Origin of the sequence: Bifidobacterium ramosum (assembly GCF_009299505.1) — a bacterium.
Classification (GTDB): domain Bacteria; phylum Actinomycetota; class Actinomycetes; order Actinomycetales; family Bifidobacteriaceae; genus Bifidobacterium; species Bifidobacterium ramosum.
The window spans coordinates 51,183-68,515 of the sequence record NZ_WBSM01000001.1 but is presented as its reverse complement, the minus strand read 5'-3'; the positions used below and the strand labels follow the sequence as shown (position 1 = coordinate 68,515).

Annotated in this window: 13 protein-coding genes; 5 read left to right on the top strand and 8 right to left on the bottom strand. The window is 65.1% G+C overall.

Features of this window, described 5'->3' with window-relative positions:
- Window positions 1–56 precede the first annotated feature (56 nt).
- Both DSM100688_RS00255 and DSM100688_RS00250 read right to left on the bottom strand, forming a co-directional pair.
- Complete coding sequence (locus DSM100688_RS00255) at window positions 57–1,253, bottom strand: SLC13 family permease (RefSeq protein ID WP_152357191.1); 1,197 nt, start codon at window positions 1,251–1,253, stop codon at window positions 57–59.
- 201 nt (window positions 1,254–1,454) lie between these two features.
- Window positions 1,455–3,686, bottom strand: coding sequence for an alpha-L-arabinofuranosidase C-terminal domain-containing protein (locus DSM100688_RS00250; protein ID WP_152357190.1), 2,232 nt, complete (start codon window positions 3,684–3,686; stop codon window positions 1,455–1,457).
- Between the two features lie 141 nt (window positions 3,687–3,827).
- On the opposite strand from DSM100688_RS00250, the gene DSM100688_RS00245 reads away from it, so the two are divergent.
- The 5 genes from DSM100688_RS00245 (at window position 3,828) to phnX (ending at window position 11,207) form a co-directional block, all read left to right on the top strand.
- Window positions 3,828–4,697 carry a MurR/RpiR family transcriptional regulator gene (locus DSM100688_RS00245; RefSeq protein WP_152357189.1) on the top strand — a complete coding sequence of 290 codons (870 nt, stop codon included), beginning with the start codon at window positions 3,828–3,830 and terminating at the stop codon, window positions 4,695–4,697.
- A 452-nt stretch (window positions 4,698–5,149) separates the two neighbouring features.
- On the top strand, window positions 5,150–5,962 hold the full coding sequence (locus DSM100688_RS00240) for an ABC transporter ATP-binding protein (protein ID WP_152357188.1): 813 nt from the start codon (window positions 5,150–5,152) through the stop codon (window positions 5,960–5,962).
- A gap of 1 nt (window position 5,963) precedes the next feature.
- Complete coding sequence (locus DSM100688_RS11845; protein ID WP_204316605.1) at window positions 5,964–8,846, top strand: extracellular solute-binding protein; 2,883 nt, start codon at window positions 5,964–5,966, stop codon at window positions 8,844–8,846.
- A gap of 312 nt (window positions 8,847–9,158) precedes the next feature.
- Complete coding sequence (locus DSM100688_RS00230; protein ID WP_152357187.1) at window positions 9,159–10,367, top strand: 2-aminoethylphosphonate--pyruvate transaminase; 1,209 nt, start codon at window positions 9,159–9,161, stop codon at window positions 10,365–10,367.
- A 57-nt stretch (window positions 10,368–10,424) separates the two neighbouring features.
- On the top strand, window positions 10,425–11,207 hold the full coding sequence (phnX, locus tag DSM100688_RS00225) for a phosphonoacetaldehyde hydrolase (RefSeq protein ID WP_152357186.1): 783 nt from the start codon (window positions 10,425–10,427) through the stop codon (window positions 11,205–11,207).
- A 336-nt stretch (window positions 11,208–11,543) separates the two neighbouring features.
- On the opposite strand, the gene DSM100688_RS00220 is transcribed toward phnX, so the two are convergent.
- The 6 genes from DSM100688_RS00220 to DSM100688_RS00195 form a co-directional block, all read right to left on the bottom strand.
- The gene (locus DSM100688_RS00220; RefSeq protein ID WP_152357185.1) at window positions 11,544–12,572 is read right to left on the bottom strand and encodes an isoaspartyl peptidase/L-asparaginase family protein; all 1,029 of its coding nucleotides are present in this window, start codon (window positions 12,570–12,572) and stop codon (window positions 11,544–11,546) included.
- A 57-nt stretch (window positions 12,573–12,629) separates the two neighbouring features.
- Window positions 12,630–14,276 (bottom strand): aminotransferase-like domain-containing protein, encoded by a 1,647-nt coding sequence (locus DSM100688_RS00215; protein WP_152357184.1) that lies wholly within the window; start codon window positions 14,274–14,276, stop codon window positions 12,630–12,632.
- A 157-nt stretch (window positions 14,277–14,433) separates the two neighbouring features.
- Window positions 14,434–15,072 carry a pyridoxal 5'-phosphate synthase glutaminase subunit PdxT gene (pdxT, locus tag DSM100688_RS00210; protein WP_152357183.1) on the bottom strand — a complete coding sequence of 213 codons (639 nt, stop codon included), beginning with the start codon at window positions 15,070–15,072 and terminating at the stop codon, window positions 14,434–14,436.
- Between the two features lie 39 nt (window positions 15,073–15,111).
- On the bottom strand, window positions 15,112–15,987 hold the full coding sequence (gene pdxS, locus DSM100688_RS00205; protein WP_152357182.1) for a pyridoxal 5'-phosphate synthase lyase subunit PdxS: 876 nt from the start codon (window positions 15,985–15,987) through the stop codon (window positions 15,112–15,114).
- Between the two features lie 324 nt (window positions 15,988–16,311).
- Complete coding sequence (locus tag DSM100688_RS00200) at window positions 16,312–16,554, bottom strand: helix-turn-helix domain-containing protein (RefSeq protein ID WP_152357181.1); 243 nt, start codon at window positions 16,552–16,554, stop codon at window positions 16,312–16,314.
- 46 nt (window positions 16,555–16,600) lie between these two features.
- Window positions 16,601–17,305, bottom strand: a complete 705-nt coding sequence (locus tag DSM100688_RS00195; protein WP_152357180.1) for a hypothetical protein — start codon at window positions 17,303–17,305, stop codon at window positions 16,601–16,603.
- Between the last annotated feature and the right edge of the window lie 28 nt (window positions 17,306–17,333).

The window sequence follows — 17,333 nt, the reverse complement described above, 5'->3', positions numbered from 1 at the left end:
GTAACGGTTGGGCGGCTCACGGCAAGGTTCACGGCAAAGTGTTCACGGTTTGCGAGTCACGGCTCGATGATCCAGGAAAGCCCGACGAGCACGATGAGGAACAGCACGTTGACGGCCGAGTAGACGGCCAGATACCGGCCCTTCTGGTGCGGATACTTGCGCACGACGTTCTTGTAGCCGATGAGCGAGGCCATGGAGGCGATGAGCGTACCCATGCCGCCAAGGTTCGTGCCGATGATGAGCGGACGCCACTGTTCGGTGAAGCCCGACAGCAGTAGCGTGGTCGGCACGTTGCTGATGAGCTGGCTGGAGCCGACCGCGACCTCGAGCGGGCGGATGTTCACCAAGGACGCGGCCAGTTCGTAGAATTCCGGCACACGCTTCATGTTGCCGATGAAGATGAAGAACATGGTGAACGTGAGCGGCAGGCCCCAGTCGACGTTCTTGAACACCTTGCGGTCGCACACGAGGAACGCGGCGAACACGATCACGCACATGGCCCACAGCGGGATGACGTCGCTCACCGCGAGCAGACAGACGACGAAGAGCAGCGTGTAGACGATGGTGCGCCAGCCGCCGTAGCCCGCGCCGTAGCCGGTGATGCGGATCTCGTCGGGCCGGTGGCCTTCGCTCGACGGGGCGAGCACGCCCTGTTCGATGCCGGCGCCGTCGAGCGAGCGGAATTCCGAAACGGGCTTCTTGCCGAACACGATGCACGAGATGATGACGAGCATCACCGCGGCGGTGGCCGAATACGGCGCCATGATGCCGATCATCTCCATTGCGGGCATGCCGGTGAGCGCTTTTAAGTACAGGTTGTGCGCGTTGCCGATCGGCGTCAACATGCTGCCCACGTTCGCGCCGATGGTCATGAGCGTGCCGACGAGCACGGCGTGCTCCTCCATGTCGGCCATGATGAGCACGGAGATCGCGAATGGAATGAACGTGACGAGCGCCACGTCGTTGGTGATGAGCATCGCCGAGAAGAACGTGAGCGAGATGAGCGTGATCACCAGGCCGCGCGCGGTGCCGACGTGGTGCAGCAGCCGCGAGCCGATGATGCGGAACACGCCGATGCGTTGGAAGCCGCATACCACGAGCATGAGGCAGACCAGCTGGCTGATCGTGCTCATGTGCACGTAGTCCTTGTAGTCGGCGTCGGGCGGAACGATGAAGCAGGAGATGATCGCGAGTATCGTGGCGACGATCAGGATCGTTTCGCTTTTCAGCAGCTCGATGGCCCAGCGACGCATTGTTCCTCCGAAGTTCACCGTGCGTTAACCGTGGATGATTCTAGCGGAGCACCGGCCCAAGTACGTCGTGCCGACGTGTTGTTTTCCGACCGATTCCAACGCCAACGGCCGCTCAGCCTTACGGCGGATTGTACTTTCGTTCCGACCATGATGGTCGTCGCCGCTACGTTGCCGGACGCCGTTGGTCAGGACAACCGTCGGTCAGGACAACCGTACCAGCGTAATGCTGTACGACGGCAACACGAGCGCCATACGCACCGGTCCGTCGGCCTCCGGCAGCGTCGAGTCGCGTACCGTGCGGGTGACGCAGTCGTGGCCGTCGCCGGTGTAATCGAGGGTGTTGCGCGCGTACGGATCGGCGGTAAGCGTTTCGACGTGCAGCGACCGCGACGTGTCGGCCATGTCGCATGTGTCGCGATCGTCATCGCGCGACGTGACGTTCAGGGTGACGCCGATGCGCCGCTCCCCTGTGTTGACGAGTTTGACGAACCGTCGCATACGGTCATCGTCATGCACGCGACCGTCGTCGCCGGTGGCCGATACGTACAGATCGTCCGTGTCGCCGTCGATGCGGCAGTCGTAGACGCACGTGCCGTAGTTCGCGGAGAACAGCCGCTCCGCCTCGTAGTTGACGCTCGGCCGCACATGCGCGGGGTTGAATTCGATGAGGTTCTGCTCCCAGCCGTGGGCGGTGACGTGCGAGAGCAGCGGCGCGTACGAGGTCATCTTGACGACGTCGCTGTTGCGTTCGCAGCCGGTGAGGAACGCGGCCTCGGCAAGCGCGGACCGCCACTGGCTCGCGTGGTCGTAGTTCTGCGGCTGGGCGGCGAAGTAGCCGTTGGCGGAGTATTCGCCGAAGTAGACGCCGGTGCCGTCGCGCCGGTAGTCGTCGAATCGGTGGGCCTGCGCGATGAACCATTCCGGGGAGTGGTACGCGTGCTCGTCCACGAGAATGGACGGCGAACCGAATCCCGGTTCGCGGACGGCTCGGCCGTCACCGCACACGTCGTCGTCTCCCGGCATCGCCGCGACGCCCGGCACCTGACCGGCCGCGACCGCGTGCGCATGGTTCCACGTGCGGCGCATCGGCAGGCGGAACGGGAACAGTCCGGCGCTCATCACGCATAGCATGTGCGGATCCTTGCCGTGGACGGCGCGGCTGATCGCATCGAACTTCTCGACGTAGTCCGCGCCGAAGTTCTCGTTGCCGACGCCGATCATGTCGAGGCCGAACGGTTCGGGGTGGCCCATGTCGCGGCGCACGGCCGCCCATGGACTCTCGTCGGGATCGCCGTTGGCGAAGTCGATGAGGTCGAGGTATTCCTGCACGACGACGTCCCGGAACCAGTCGGAGTCGGTGTCGACGTGCTTGGGGTCACGGTATGGCGACTGGCAGGTGATGCCGGCGAACAGGGTCGGCAGGGGCTTGGCGCCGAGGTCCTCGCACAGGCAGAAGTACTCGTAGAAGCCGATCTGGTAGCTTTGCGAGTACATGCCGCCGTCGGGCGTCTTGTACGCCCACATGTTGGCCTGCTGACGGCGGGCCGGCAACGCGCCGACCGTGTCCTTCCACCGGTATTCGTTGCCGGGCGTGACGCCTTCGACGATGCAGCCGCCCGGGAAGCGCACGAAAGCCGGCTTCAGCGCGGCAATCGACTCGACCAGATCGCGCCGCAGCCGGCCGTATCGCCACTTCGGATCGCCCGCGCCCCACGAGTCCGCATCCATGAGCGACACGCAGTCGAGATCGAACGTCGCCCCCGGCTCGCCGATCACGTCGATGTGCAGCGCACCGTAGTCGTTCGCCAGACCGGTCAGCGCGTACCTGACCTGTACCCAGCCGTCACGCATCGGCTCGCCGGCGAATCGGTCGACGTCGAAGCGCACGTCGTCGACGATCGGCCGGTCGTCGGCACCGATGACGGTGACGTGCAGCGCGACCTTGCCGTTGACCGGCCGCACAGCCGCCGTGAAGTCGTACGTGTGGTCGCGCATGATGGACATGGCGTACAGGCCGGCGCGACGCAGGTCGCCGCCGTACCCGTAGTTCTCGATGGACGGATGGGCCGCGCACTCGGTGAGATGCAGCCCGCCGATCGCGATGCGTGCGTAGCGGCTGTTGCGGTGGATCGGCGGCGCAGGGCAGTCGGTCGCGACGCGGCGCCCGCGCTCCCCGCGGATTTCGGTGCCGCAGCTGGTCGCGGTCACGCCGTCGAACCGCCAGCCGCGCAGTGGATCGGCTTCGATCCGCCATCGGTCCGCGCCTTTGAGCCGCAGCGACTCATGATGCAGGTACACGCCGTCGAAACTGTAGTTGTCGACCATGTTCGCGTTCAGGCCGCCGTCCGCGCCGTGGTTGATGTCCTCGAAGAAGACGCCGTAGAGCCGTTCGCTGGCCGGATGCGTCGGCGCGCCCACCGTTATCGTCACCATGCGTCCCATTATCGCGCACCGCCGCGGGCGACGGAAGTGTTCAATGCGTGTTTACCGGCACGTCAATTTGCGTGCATCGCGGACGCATCCGCATCGCATAAGCTGAAACGCGGATAATGAGTAGGCGTGAAGGAGGCGTGCATGCAGTCCTCGGTCGGCATTCGCGAACGCATCGACCATGTGTATCCTTCGCTGCGGCCGGCGGAACGTGCCGTTGCACAGTACGTGCGCGACCATCTCGACGAGGCGGCGGCGCTGACCGTGGGCCAGCTCGCCGACGCCGCCCGTGTGAGCCAGCCCACGGTGATCCGGTTCTCCCGCAAGCTCGGATTCGGCGGGTACCGTGAACTGCGGTATGTGCTGAAGCATCCCGAGGCGGAACGTCGCGTGACGTTCGACCCGCTCGAAGGATTCGATCTCAACCCGTGGGACGACGTGGATTCGGTGCCGGTCAAGGCCGTCAACAGCGCGAAGACGCTATTGGACGACATGGCCTCGTCGCTGGATCAGGCCGCGTTCCGCAAGGCCGTCTCGCTGATCGCCGGCGCCTCCCTGATCGATATCTACGGCGTGGAGAACTCACTCGTGCCGGCCACCGATCTGTTCACCAAGCTCGGCTATCTCGGCCTCAAATCGCGGCTGAACACCGACGCCTACCTGCAGCAGATCGGCGCCGGCCACCTCGGCGCGGATGATACGGCGGTCGCCTTCTCCTATTCGGGGTCCTCGGCGGACACCGTCAAGGCGCTGCGGCTGGCGAAAGCGCAGGGCGCGCATACGATTGCGGTGACGAACGCGTACGGCACGCCGCTGGCCAACTGGGCGGACGTGTGCCTGTACGCGGGACGCGGCGAGCATACGATCTACGGTAACGCGATCTTCTCACGCGTGGCGCATACGGCGTTGGTGGACATGCTGTACATGGGCGTGATCCTGAGCGATTACGGCCGGTTCTCCACCGAGCTGGACCGCTCCGGCAAGATCATCGCCGATCGTGAGTACCGCGGCTGATCCGGTCCGCGGTGCGGCACGCATGCAGCCGTACCGCTCCATCCCACTCGTCTCGTGGCGGAAAACGTTCGCTGAGCATGTGCTCAGCGAACGTTTTCCGCCACGCATGCGTTCCCACACTCACCGGCTCTCCCCCCTTGACGGACATACAGTCGATTCACCGGGCGCAATCGGCTGTATGTCCGTTGGGAAACGCGAATCTCGTCATGACACACCAACCGAAAACTACGAAACTACAACGAAGCTGCGTAGTTTTACGCATTGTTCACCATTCTTTTATTGAGCTTTCCCCTCCGATGGCGCAACGCGGCGACGCATGGACGGACGATAGAAACTGCGGCGTGAGGTTCGGTCGCACATAACTGAATACCGAACGGGACGCCGGCGCACGGTCCGGCGTCAATGACGCGCAGGCCGCCACGAGCAGCCTGCCGGAAGGCAAGTTGAGAAATATGCTCGAATTGAAGAACATCACCAAATCCTTCGGGGACACGCACGTCCTCAACGGCATCAGCCTGACGCTGGGCGACGGCCAGATCATGTCGATCCTTGGGCCCTCCGGCGGCGGCAAGACCACGCTGCTCAACATCATCCTCGGCATCACCGATCCGACCAGCGGCCAAATCATCTACAACGGCGAGGACCTGACGCAGGTGCCGATGGAGAAGCGCGGGTTCAACATCGTGTTCCAGGACTACGCGCTGTTCCCGAACCTCACCGCCTACGAGAACATCACGTACGGCCTGCGGAACAACCCGGGCATCTCGTCGGAAAGCGAGATCAAGGAGCTGATCTCGCTGCTCGGGCTCGAGGAGCATCTGAACAAGCGCATCGACGAGCTGTCGGGCGGTCAAAAGCAGCGCGTCGCACTCGCCCGCACGCTGGTGATGAAGCCGAAACTGCTGCTGCTCGACGAGCCGCTGTCCGCTTTGGACGGCGTGATCAAGGAGTCGATCAAGGCGAAGATCAAGCAGATCGTGGAACAGTACAAGCTCACGACGATCATGGTCACGCACGACCCCGAAGAGGCATGCACGATGAGCGACAAGGTGCTCATCATCAACCACGGCAAGATCGCGCAGTACGACACCCCGGAGAACATCATCGAGCACCCCGCGTCCGACTTTGTGAAGAAGTTCATCCTGCATCAGCTCGAAGTCAAGCGCAACAACATCTACACGCTGTTCAACGAGGGCGACGCGCACGCGGCCGCCGATCGCCAGCCGGCCACCACGGCCACCGCCGCGAGCGCGCAGGAGGCCTGACATGTCCGCCGAATCGATCCAGGCGGCCAACCAGCTGCCCAACATCCGCCCCGAAATCGTCAACTACGAACGCCGTCCGCGCGCCCCGAAGCAGACCGAGCTGTGGACGCTGCTGGTCATCGTGGCCGTCGCGTTCGCCGCGTTCCTCGTCGTGCCGATGGTGCTCGTCATCGTCAAGTCGTTCACCACGGCGGACGGCAGCGCGACGCTTGCCAACTACGCGGCCGTACTGTCGCGCCCCGAATTCACGCGGTCGATCACCAACTCGCTGGCCGTGTCGTCCGTGTCCGCGCTCGTGGCTGTGCTGCTCGCGTTCCTGCTCGCGTACACGATCAACTGCACGAACGTGCCGGCCGGATTCAAGAAGGCGGTCGGCCTGCTCGCCCAGCTGCCGATGCTGCTGCCGACCATCACGTACGGCTTCGCGATCATCTACTCGTTCGGCAAGCAGGGTCTGATCACCCGGCTGCTCGGCGGCCACCAGCTGTTCGACATCTACGGGTTCAACGGCCTGCTGCTCGGCTACGTGATCTACACGCTGCCGACCTGCTTCCTGCTGATCAACAACAGCTTCCAATTCGTCGACAAGAAGTTCATCATCGTCTCGCACATCATGGGCGACAAGCCCTTGACCACGTTCCTCAACACGGTGTTGCGCCCGCTGATCGGCACAATGGCCGTCGCGTTCATCCAGTCGTTCTTCCTCGCGTTCACCGACTACGGCATCCCGACGTCGGTCGGCGGCGAATACGACGTGCTCGCGATGACGCTGTTCAACCAGATGCTCGGCTCCATCCCGAACTTCAACCGCGGCGCCGTGATCGCCGTGTTCATGCTGATCCCGTCGATCATCTCGATCATTTTGATGACCGTGCTCGAACGCTTCGCGATCCGCTACAAGCAGATCAGCCAGGTCGATCTGCCGAAGGGGCCGCGCCGCGACTGGGCGTGCGGCATCGCCTCCGTGGTGGTCTTGGTGTGCACCCTGTCGGTGTTTGCGGTGATCCTGCTCATCCCGTTCGTCTCGGAATGGCCGTTCAACACGGCGCCGACGTTCGCGCACATCGCCAACATGTTCACCGATCCCGAGCTCACGCAGGTGTTCACGAACTCGCTGTACGTGGCCGTGATGACCGCGATCATCGGCTGCCTGTTCGCGTACGCGGCCGGCCTGGTCACGTCGCGTTCCAAGCTGCCGAACTGGGCGAAACGTTCGGTCGACGCGATCTCGGCGATCATCAACACCGTGCCTGGCATGGTGCTCGGCATCGCGTTCCTGTTCGCATTCTCCGGCTCCGGCCTGCAGAACACGTTCTGGATCCTGATCGCCGCGAACATCATCCACTACTTCGCGACCCCGTACCAGATGATCAAGGATTCGCTCTCGAAGATGAACGCCGGCTGGGAGACCACCGCCAAACTCATGGGCGACAACTGGATCAAGACGATCGTGCGCGTGGTCACGCCGAACGCGCTGCCGACCATCCTGCAGGTGTTCGGCTACTACTTCGTCAACGCGATGGTCACGATCTCCGCGGTCGTGTTCCTGACCGGCGCGCGCACGCAGGTCATCACCACGAAGATCTCCGCGCTGCAGCACATCGCCAAGTTCGATGACGTGTTCGTGCTCTCGCTGCTCATCCTCGTGACGAACCTCGTCGTCAAGGGCGTGATCGCGTTCGCCACACGCGACCGTTCCGCCGAGCGTGCCCGCGCCGCGGCCCGCGCCACCGTGCGCACGCCGCAGGTCGCCGCCGCACGGTCCACCGTCGCCGCCGACACGAAGCTGACCGCCGCGGTGCAGGCCGCCGAGAACGGCACGCCGGACTTCCCGCTGCCGACCAGCGGCAACCGCCGCGCCCGCAACGCGTTCACCGCCGGACTGTCGGCCGTGCTCGCCGTGCTGCTCGTCGGTTTCGGCTTCGGCGCAACCTCCACCGCCTCCGCCAACGGCCAGGTCGTGATCTACACGAACGCCGACGACGAGGCCGTAGTCGCCTTCCAGCATGCGCTCGACAACAACGGGTTCAAGGACCAGTACATCATCCAGCCGTTCGGCACCTCGGAACTCGGCGGCAAGATGCTCGCCGAGGGCAAGGCGCTCGAGGCCGACATGCTCACCATGAGCTCCTACTACGTCGATTCGGCGCAGGAGCGCAACCACATGTTCGCGCCGCTGACCGATGTGAAGTCCCAGCTGCTCGGCACGTCCGAGAACTCGAAGGCGCCGAACTACCGCCGTCCGACCACCGCGCAGGAAGGCGCGATCATCGTCAACACGACCGCACTCAAGCAGGCCGGCGTGGACGCGCCGAAGAGTTTCAAGGATCTCGCGGACCCGAAGTACGCGGGGCTGATCTCCGTGCCCGACATGGAGGGCTCGTCGACCGGCTGGCTGATGATCCAGGCCATCGCGGACGCGTACGGCACCGGCGAGGAGGGCAAGGCCATCCTGACGGCGATCTACCGCAACGCCGGCCCGCACCTCGAACAGTCCGGCTCCGGCCCGCTGAAGGCCGTGCGCTCGGGCGAGGTGGCGATCGGCTTCGGCCTGCGCCACCAAGCCGTCGCGGACAAGAAGAAGGGCCTGCCGATCGACTACGTCGACCCCGAGGAGGGCAACTACTCGCTGACCGAATCGGTGGCGGTGCTCGACAAGGGCAAGGCGACGAACCCGAAGGCGCAGCAGATGGCCGCGGTGATCATCGACCAGGGCCGCAAGGAACTGCTCGAAACGTATCCGACGCCGCTGTACGTGGGCGAGAAGGCCCCGGCCAACGCGTCCAAGCGTTCCAAGACCTTCCCCAAGCCCCTGACCGTCGACCTGCTCCAGCAGCATCAGGACTTCTCCGCCGAGTGCAAGCGCATCGCGCAGGGGAAGTAGCCTCCGTTCACCGTCGTTCACCCCGATCAAACGCAACGTCATAACGAAACGTAGGGTCGGGGTACGGGATGCGTTGTCAGACCGTATGACTTGGCCGAGCGACCCGGAGCGCGTCGGATAACGTATCCCGTACCCCGGCCCGGTAGGGGTACCTGTGCATAACGCGAATCGTCAATCGTAAACGGCAATCAAACAAACCAACAGAACTACAGACAACACGCCGACGGTAATCATCAGACTACGTAGAAGATGTCATCAACTACGTGAATGACTACAGTCGGCAATCGGAAATCAGGAAAGGAACCAACCATCATGGCAAACGAATACAAGCTCCTCACCCCCGGCCCGCTGACCACCACGCGCACCGTCAAGGAGGAGATGCTCTTCGACCACTGCACGTGGGACGAGGACTACCAGCAGATCACGCAGAAGATCCGCCGCCAGCTGCTCGAGCTCGCGCACTGCGATCCGGCCGACTACACCGCCGTGCTCATGCAGGGCTCCGGCACGTTCGGCGTCGAAAGCGTGCTGACCTCCGTGATCGGCAAAGACGAGAAGGTGCTGCTGTGCACGAACGGCGCGTACGGCGACCGTCAGGTGAAGATCTGCGAGCACGCGGGCATCAACTACGTCCAGTACGCGGAACCGTACGATCGCATCCCGGACGCGGCGAAGGTCGACGAGTACCTGCGCAACGACCCGACGATCACGCACGTGTCCATGATCCACTCCGAAACCACCTCCGGCCTGCTCAACGACATCGCCGCGGTCGCGACCGTCGCCAAGGCGCACGGCTGCACGTTCATGGTGGATGCGATGAGCTCGTTCGGCGGCGTGGACATCCCGGTCGCCGGATGGGGCATCGACTTCCTCGTCTCCTCCGCCAACAAGTGCATTCAGGGCGTGCCGGGCTTCAGCTTCATCATCTGCAACAAGGCGAAGCTCGAAGCATCCAAAGGCAAGGCTCGCAGCCTCTCGCTCGACCTGTGGGACCAGTGGAACACGCTCGAGAAGGCGAACGGCAAGTGGCGCTACACCTCCCCGACCCATGTGGTGCTCGCGTTCTCCAAGGCGCTCGACGAGATGTTCGCCGAAGGCGGCATCCCCGTGCGCTCCGCCCGCTACGCGCTCAACAACCACCTGCTCATCGCACGCATGAAGGCGCTCGGCTTCCACGTGTTCCTCGCCGAACACCAGGGTCCGATCATCACCACGTTCCTGTACCCGGAAGGCACGACGTTCGACTTCCATGACATGTACGAGTTCATCAAGGAACGCGGCTACGCGATCTACCCGGGCAAGCTCACCACCGAGGAGACGTTCCGCCTCGGCAACATCGGCGAGATCTACGCCGACGACATCGAGAAGGTGACCGAACTGCTGGCGCTGTACATGGGCGAGCGCGGACTGCTCGCGGCGGCCACGGGCTCGGACTCCGTGCCGGCCGCGATCGCCGCGATGGACGCCGCGGGCGAGCCGATCAAGGCTGCCGCCCCGGCCGGCGTGAAGCTCACCGCCTGAGACTGCGCCCCCGGAAATCCGATCCGAACGATCCGAACAATCTGAAAGGAATCTGCCATGACCAACCGTTTTGATGCCGTGATCTTCGACTGGGCCGGCACCACCGTGGACTACGGGTGCTTCGCGCCGGTGCGCGCGTTCCAAGAGGCGTTCAAGGAGTTCGGCATCGAGCCGACGATGGCCGAGACGCGCAAGCCGATGGGCATGCTCAAGCACGACCACATCAACACGATGCTGCACATGGACCGCATCGCCCGCGCGTGGGAGGACGAACACGGTGCCGCCCCGACCGATGCGGACGTGGATGCCGTGTACGCGCATTTCGAGCCGAAGCTGCTGTCGATCCTCAACGAGTTCGCCGATCCGAAGCCGGGCGTGACGGAGGCGGTGGCCGCGCTGCGCGAGGCCGGCATCAAGATCGGCTCGACCACCGGCTACACCGACAAGATGATGGACATCGTCGTGCCACAGGCCGCCGCGAACGGCTATGCGCCCGACTGTTGGTTCAGCCCGGACTCCACGAACGGGTTCGGCCGCCCCTACCCGTACATGGTGTTCCGCAACCTTGAGACGCTGGGCGTGACCGATGTGCGCCGCGCCGCCAAGGTGGGCGACACGCTCTCCGACATCCGCGAGGGCAAGAACGCCGGCGTGTTCACGATCGGCGTGACGGAGGGCAGCTCGCAGATGGCGTTGAGCCAGTCCGAGTTTGAGGCGCTCTCCCCCGCCGACCAGGCCGCCGCCCGCGCCGCCGCACGTGACGCGTTCGTGGCGGCCGGCGCCGACGCCGTCATCGATACGATGACCGAACTGCCGGCGTTGCTCGCCCAGATCGCCTGAGTGTTGCACGTCGTTTCCCGGAAAGCCGCTGTCCACTGGTAGCACCTCACCGCCCGTGGACAGCGGCTTTTCGCAAACCGAGAGGCAGATTCATGCCACTGCACGGGTCTTTCTGCAAACTGAGAGGCAGCCGACGCCCCGAATGACCGGATGATATGCCCGGACGATATGCCGAATTCCGGCGTGTCGGCGGTGGAAGCTGCCTCTCAGTTTGCAGAAAGACCTCGTAATCTCGGTAAATCTGCCTCTCAGTTTGCATATTGCCCGTCGGATGAGCCCATCAGCATGCCGACAGACGGCATCATCGCGTGTCAGGTCACCGGCCGCCGAGACATCTCACCCGTTGACACGCTCTCCGGCGGCACTGCGGTAGCCAAAGTTCATCATCTCGCTGTTATAGGCCACCACGCCGCGGCCGTTCGCCGGCAGGACGATCATACCGCCGTCGCCGTGATGGGCGGCGACCTCCGCGAGCGTGGCTACGGCCGCGTCGTGCACGGATTCGCCGGCGAAACGCACTCGGTCGGCCACCTGATGCGCCGCGACCGCCTTGATGAACGCCTCGCCGATGCCGGTGCAGGAGACGGCCACGGTGCGTCGGTCAGCGAACGTGCCGCATCCGGGCAGCGGAGAATCGCCGACGCGCCCGTGCATCTGGTTCGTGATGCCGCCGGTGGAGGTGCCGGCCGCAATACGCCCGGCCGCATCGCGCGCCACCGCGCCGATCGTGCCGTGCTTCTCGTCGCCGAGCGAACCGCCGATCACGCCGCTACCGGCCGCGTCGCGTGATGTTCCGGCGGTCTCGGCCCCGTCCCCGGCCTCATCGGCGCGTTTCGCCCACGCGTCGCCGCCGGCCTGCGCCTCGGCCAGCGAGCGCCGCCGTTCCTCGGTGATGAAGTACTCGTTCGGCTGGGTCTCGACACCCCACGCGGCGATCTCAGCATCGGTCGGATCCGCGAACAGCACGTGCTTGGTCCGGTCCTTGACGGCCCGCGCCGCGTCAATCGGATGCTTCACCGTGCTCACGCCGGCGACCGCGCCGACTTCCCCGTCGCCGTCCATCAGACACGCATCCATCTGCGCGATGCCGTCGCTGGTGAGCGCCGCTCCACGCCCGGCGTTGAACTCCGGCGCATCCTCCATCACATGGATGGCCGCGATCACCGCGTCCTCGGCGGAACCGCCCGCCTCCAGCACCGCGTATCCGGCGTCCAGCGCGCGCCGCAGGTCGGACTGCACCTGCGCCGAGCGTTCCGGCGTATGGTGCCTGCCTCGATCGCCGGCTCCGGCGTGGATGATCAGTGTGATGCCGTCCTCGTCGCCCGCCGATTCGACGGTCGCCAACGGTGTGGAATGCCTTGCCATGATTGTTCCCCTTCCAGGTCGATGCGATGCCATCATCACCGCATGTGCCGACGACGGTTACGAGCGGGTCGTTGCCGGGCCACCCAATCCGTCGCGAATCTCGGCGACCGTCTCGCAGATCACGCGCACGCCGCGTTCGAGATCCGCAGCATCCGGTCGCACGACGTTGAGCCGCAGGTGCGCGTCGTCGGTCTCGTCCACGTCGAACACGCCGCCCGGCATGAACGTGACGCCCCGCGCACGGCATGCCGCCAGCACGTCCAACGACCGCACGCCGTCCGGCAGCGTGACCCACACGTAGTATCCGCCAGCCGGCACGGTCCAGCGCATGCCGTCCGGCGCGTATCGCGTCAGTGCGCGCGTCACCGCGTCCCGTCGTGTCCGATACGCTGCCGTCAGCGTGCGCACGTGCGCGGCGATCCGCCCCTCGCGCAGCAGTTCCAGGCAAATGCGTTGCGACGACGTGCTCGTATGCTGGTCGACCATGCGCCGCAACGCCGCCAGCCGCGCGATCACGTGCGGATCGGCGACGATCCATCCGGTGCGCAGCCCCGACGTCACGGTTTTCGAAAACGTTGACAGATACATGACGTATCCCGCGTTCTCCATGCCTTTGAGCGGCACCGGCCGGTGCGCCGGGAGCGACGCGTCCGCCGCGCCGTACCAGAGTTCCCCGTATGCGTCATCCTCGATGATCAGGCATTGGTAGCGCCGCGCCACGTCGATGAGCTCGCGGCGGCGGTCGACGGGCATCGTGGCGCCGGTGGGATTATGGAAGGTGGGGATGGTGTAGATGAGTTTCGGGCGAAACCGCGCGCAGTAGCCGTCGAGCAGATCGGTGCGCATGCCGTGCGCGTCCATGGGGATGCCGACGATGCGCGCGTCGGCCGAGCGGAACGACTGCAGCGCGGGGAAGAACGTGGATTGTTCGACGAACACGCAGTCGCCGGGGTTGACGAACGCGCGCACGATCAGGTCGATGCCCTGTTCCGAGCCGGAGAGCACCATCACGTTGCGCACGTCGCATTGGACGCCGCGCGTGCGCATATGGTCGGCGAGCAGGGCGCGCAGTTCGTCGAAACCTTCGATCGGCGATTCGGGCTGTCCGTCGAATTCACGTGAGGCGAACGCTTCGAGACTGACGGCGCGCAGCAGGTCGTCGGGGATGTCGGCCGGGTTCGGCGAGCCGGTGGCGAAGTCGATGATGCGATGACCGTCGGCCGCGCCGGCGCCGCCGCGTTGCGCCCGTTCCGCTTCGGCGATGTCGTGATAGGTAAATCGGTTGGAGTAGTCGCTGAACAGCACCGACCAAGGCGGGCGGATGACGGTCGGTTCGGGGTCGGCCGCGGCGTCGCGGCGTCGCGTGTCGCGGATGGTGACGACACGCGGATGGGAATGGTCATGCACGAGGTCGGACGGGACAGGCGGCTGCGGCGCAGACGGCACCGAAGCCGATCGTGCTGAAGCGACGGGCAGCACGAACGTGCCCTTGCCGACTTTGGACGCGATGAGACCCTCGTCCTTGAGCTGCTGGTACGCCTGCAGGATGGTGGCGCGGTTGACCGACATCCGTGCGGCGAGCTCGCGCTCGGTCGGGAGTCGGTAGCCTTCGGCGAGTGCACCGGAGACGATCTGCTCGCGCAGTTCGCCGGCCAGTTGCCGGTACATCGGCACACTGCTGTGCCGGTCGAGTCGCAGCTGCATGCGATCACCCCCATCCTGTCCGACCGTCCGACATCACGCGGTCTCCGCCGCCGTCCTCCGTCACCCTACCTCTTCGTGGCGGAAAACGCTCGCTGAGACGTGCCTCAGCGAGCGTTTTCCGCCACGCGGGACGGGAGACGAACCGCATCAGCCGCACCTACAACGACAGGAACAGCTCGTGCAGGCGCGTGTCGCCGGTGAGCTCCGGGTGGAACGCGGTGGCAAGGATGTTGCCCTGCCGCAGCGCGACCGGATGTCCGTCGACCGTGGTCTTCACGTCGGCCTTCGGCCCGACCGAGACGACGTACGGCCCGCGGATGAACACGAGCGGCAGATCGGGCAGGTAGTCCGCATCGCCGGGCCGGCCGAAGTCGGCGGTGGCGGCGAACGAACCAAGCTGGCGTCCGTACGCGTTGCGACGGACGGTCGCGTCGAGCGCGCCGAAATACACGTTCGGATCGTTATCCAAGCGGCTCGCGAGCAGGATCATGCCGGCGCAGGTGCCGAACACCGGTTTGCCGGCGGCGATGTGTTCGGCGATCGGCGCGAACAGACCGGTCGAACGCAGCAGCTTGCCCTGGGTGGTGGATTCGCCGCCGGGCAGGATCACGCGGTCGATCGATGCATCGAAGTCGCTGGCGGCGCGCAGCAGCTTCCACGGCGCGCCGAGCTTGTCGAGTACGGCCGCGTGTTCGGCGAATGCGCCCTGCACGGCGAGGATACCGGTTACGCCGTGTTTCGCGGTTTCGGCGTCGTCGGATTCCTCTTTGGAGATGTATTGGACGGCTACGACCATAAATGAACCTCCGATCGAGTCAGCGGAACGGATGCGGAGTCACTCGCCGCGTGCGGCCATGATGGTCTGGATCTCGTCCTCGTTGATGCCGACCATCGCCTCGCCGAGGTTTTCGGACAGTTTGGCGAGCAGGTCGGCGTCCTGCCAGTTCGCGGTGGCCTGCACGATGGCGGCGGCGCGCTTGGCCGGGTCTCCGGACTTGAAGATGCCGGATCCGACGAACACGCCTTCCGCGCCGAGCTCCATCATGAGCGCCGCGTCGGCCGGGGTGGCGACGCCGCCGGCGGCGAAGTTGACGACGGGCAGACGGCCGTTGTCGTGCACGTACTTGGCGAGGTCGTACGGGACGGCGAGCTGCTTGGCGGCCTCGTACACCTCGTCGTCGCGCAGTGCGGTCAGTTCGTGGATCTGCTTGGTCATGGTGCGCATGTGACGCACGGCCTGGATGACGTCGCCGGTGCCGGGCTCGCCCTTGGTGCGGATCATGGCGGCGCCTTCGGCGATGCGGCGCAGCGCCTCGCCGAGGTTCTTCGCGCCGCATACGAACGGCACGTCGAACTGGTTCTTGTCGATGTGGTACACGTCGTCGGCCGGCGAGAGGACTTCGGATTCGTCGATGTAGTCGATGTCGATGGCCTGCAGGATGCGCGCTTCGGCGATGTGGCCGATGCGCACCTTGGCCATGACCGGGATGGACACGGCGGCTTGGATGCCCTTGATCATGGCCGGGTCGGACATGCGCGAGACGCCGCCGGCCGCGCGAATGTCGGCCGGGATGCGTTCGAGCGCCATGACAGCGCACGCGCCGGCGTCCTGCGCGATCTTGGCCTGTTCGGGCGTGGTCACGTCCATGATCACGCCGCCCTTGAGCATCTGGGCGAGGTTGCGGTTGAGTTCGGCACGGTTCTGCGTCATATTGTCCCCTTGCGTTCGAGAGTGTTCGATATCGTCTCGCCCATTATCAGACGCACGCCGATCGCGCAACCGTACCAGTCCAATTTGGACCAGACCAATCGACGGTTTTCTGACCCAGCCAATTCACGCCACGCCCTGGCTTCGTCTCGCCCACACTCTCGCTCCGTCCCTCCCTCTCTCTTAACGGACATACAGCCGATTCGCCCACCGTAATCGGCTGTATGTCCGTTAAGGGAACCGGACAGGAGGAACGACGGGCATCGTCATACCAATCGCGCACGTCACCGTCACGCAGACAATGCCCGACCGCTGCCTTTCCGACCGTCATCCGTCTTCCCGACCATCGCCTTCCTCGCCATCCGCCTCGTATGCGAGGATGTCGCCGGGTTGGCAGTCAAGCGCCTCGCAGATCGCGGCGAGCGTGCTGAACCGAATGGCCGAAACGCGGTTGTTCTTGATCTTCGACAGGTTCACGTTCGTGATGCCTACCCGATCGGCCAGCCAGTTCAGCGAACGCCCGCGCTCGACCATCATCCGGTCGAGCCGCAGCACGATCCGCCCGCTCATCGCCGCGCTCCCCTCGCCGCGTCCATCACCACGATCATCGCCGCGATCACAGCAGCCCGTCCACGTCGTGTTGCAGTGCGGCGCCATAGCCGAACACCCGCGCGAACATGAACGCGAGGATGCCGAGCATGACGAGGATGGCCGTGGACGAGCCGCCGGTCACCGAAACCGCGCAGCCGAGCAGGGCGCACACACCGGTGACGACGAGCGCTGAGACCGGAGCTGTGATGAGGTACCAGCCAACGCGGTCGAGCCGTTCGATCGGCACGGTGCGGAACGGCGAGGGTGTGCCGGCTTCGGCGTCGGCGTACCGCACACGGTCGCGCAGCCAGTCGCGCAGATTCGCGAGCAATGCGGCGAGTTCGCCGAACACGAGCGCGAACAGCGTGAGGATCGCGGTGCGTTCGAGGCTGACGAGCACGACGGCCGGCGCGTTGATCGCATCGTTCGTCCAATTGACGAGCCGGATGTCGCTGTCGAGGAAGTGACCGGTGATGATCGCGGTGCCGATGCCCGCGTCCATCGATACGGCGTAGCCTGACGTGGCGTCGGGTGCAAACGAACGGCCGTCGACCAGGAACATGATGGTGATGACGAGCTGGATGACCGCGAGGAACGCGAGGATGACCGCCGCGATGCGCGCGATGACGACGGCCGCGCCGCCCGCGCGGTCGAGCAGCATGTCCGACTTGGTCTGCCGGGTTGCGGATCGGGTTGCGGATTGCGTCGTGGATACGGGCTGCGTGACCATGATGACCTCCTTGTCATCGATTGCGGTG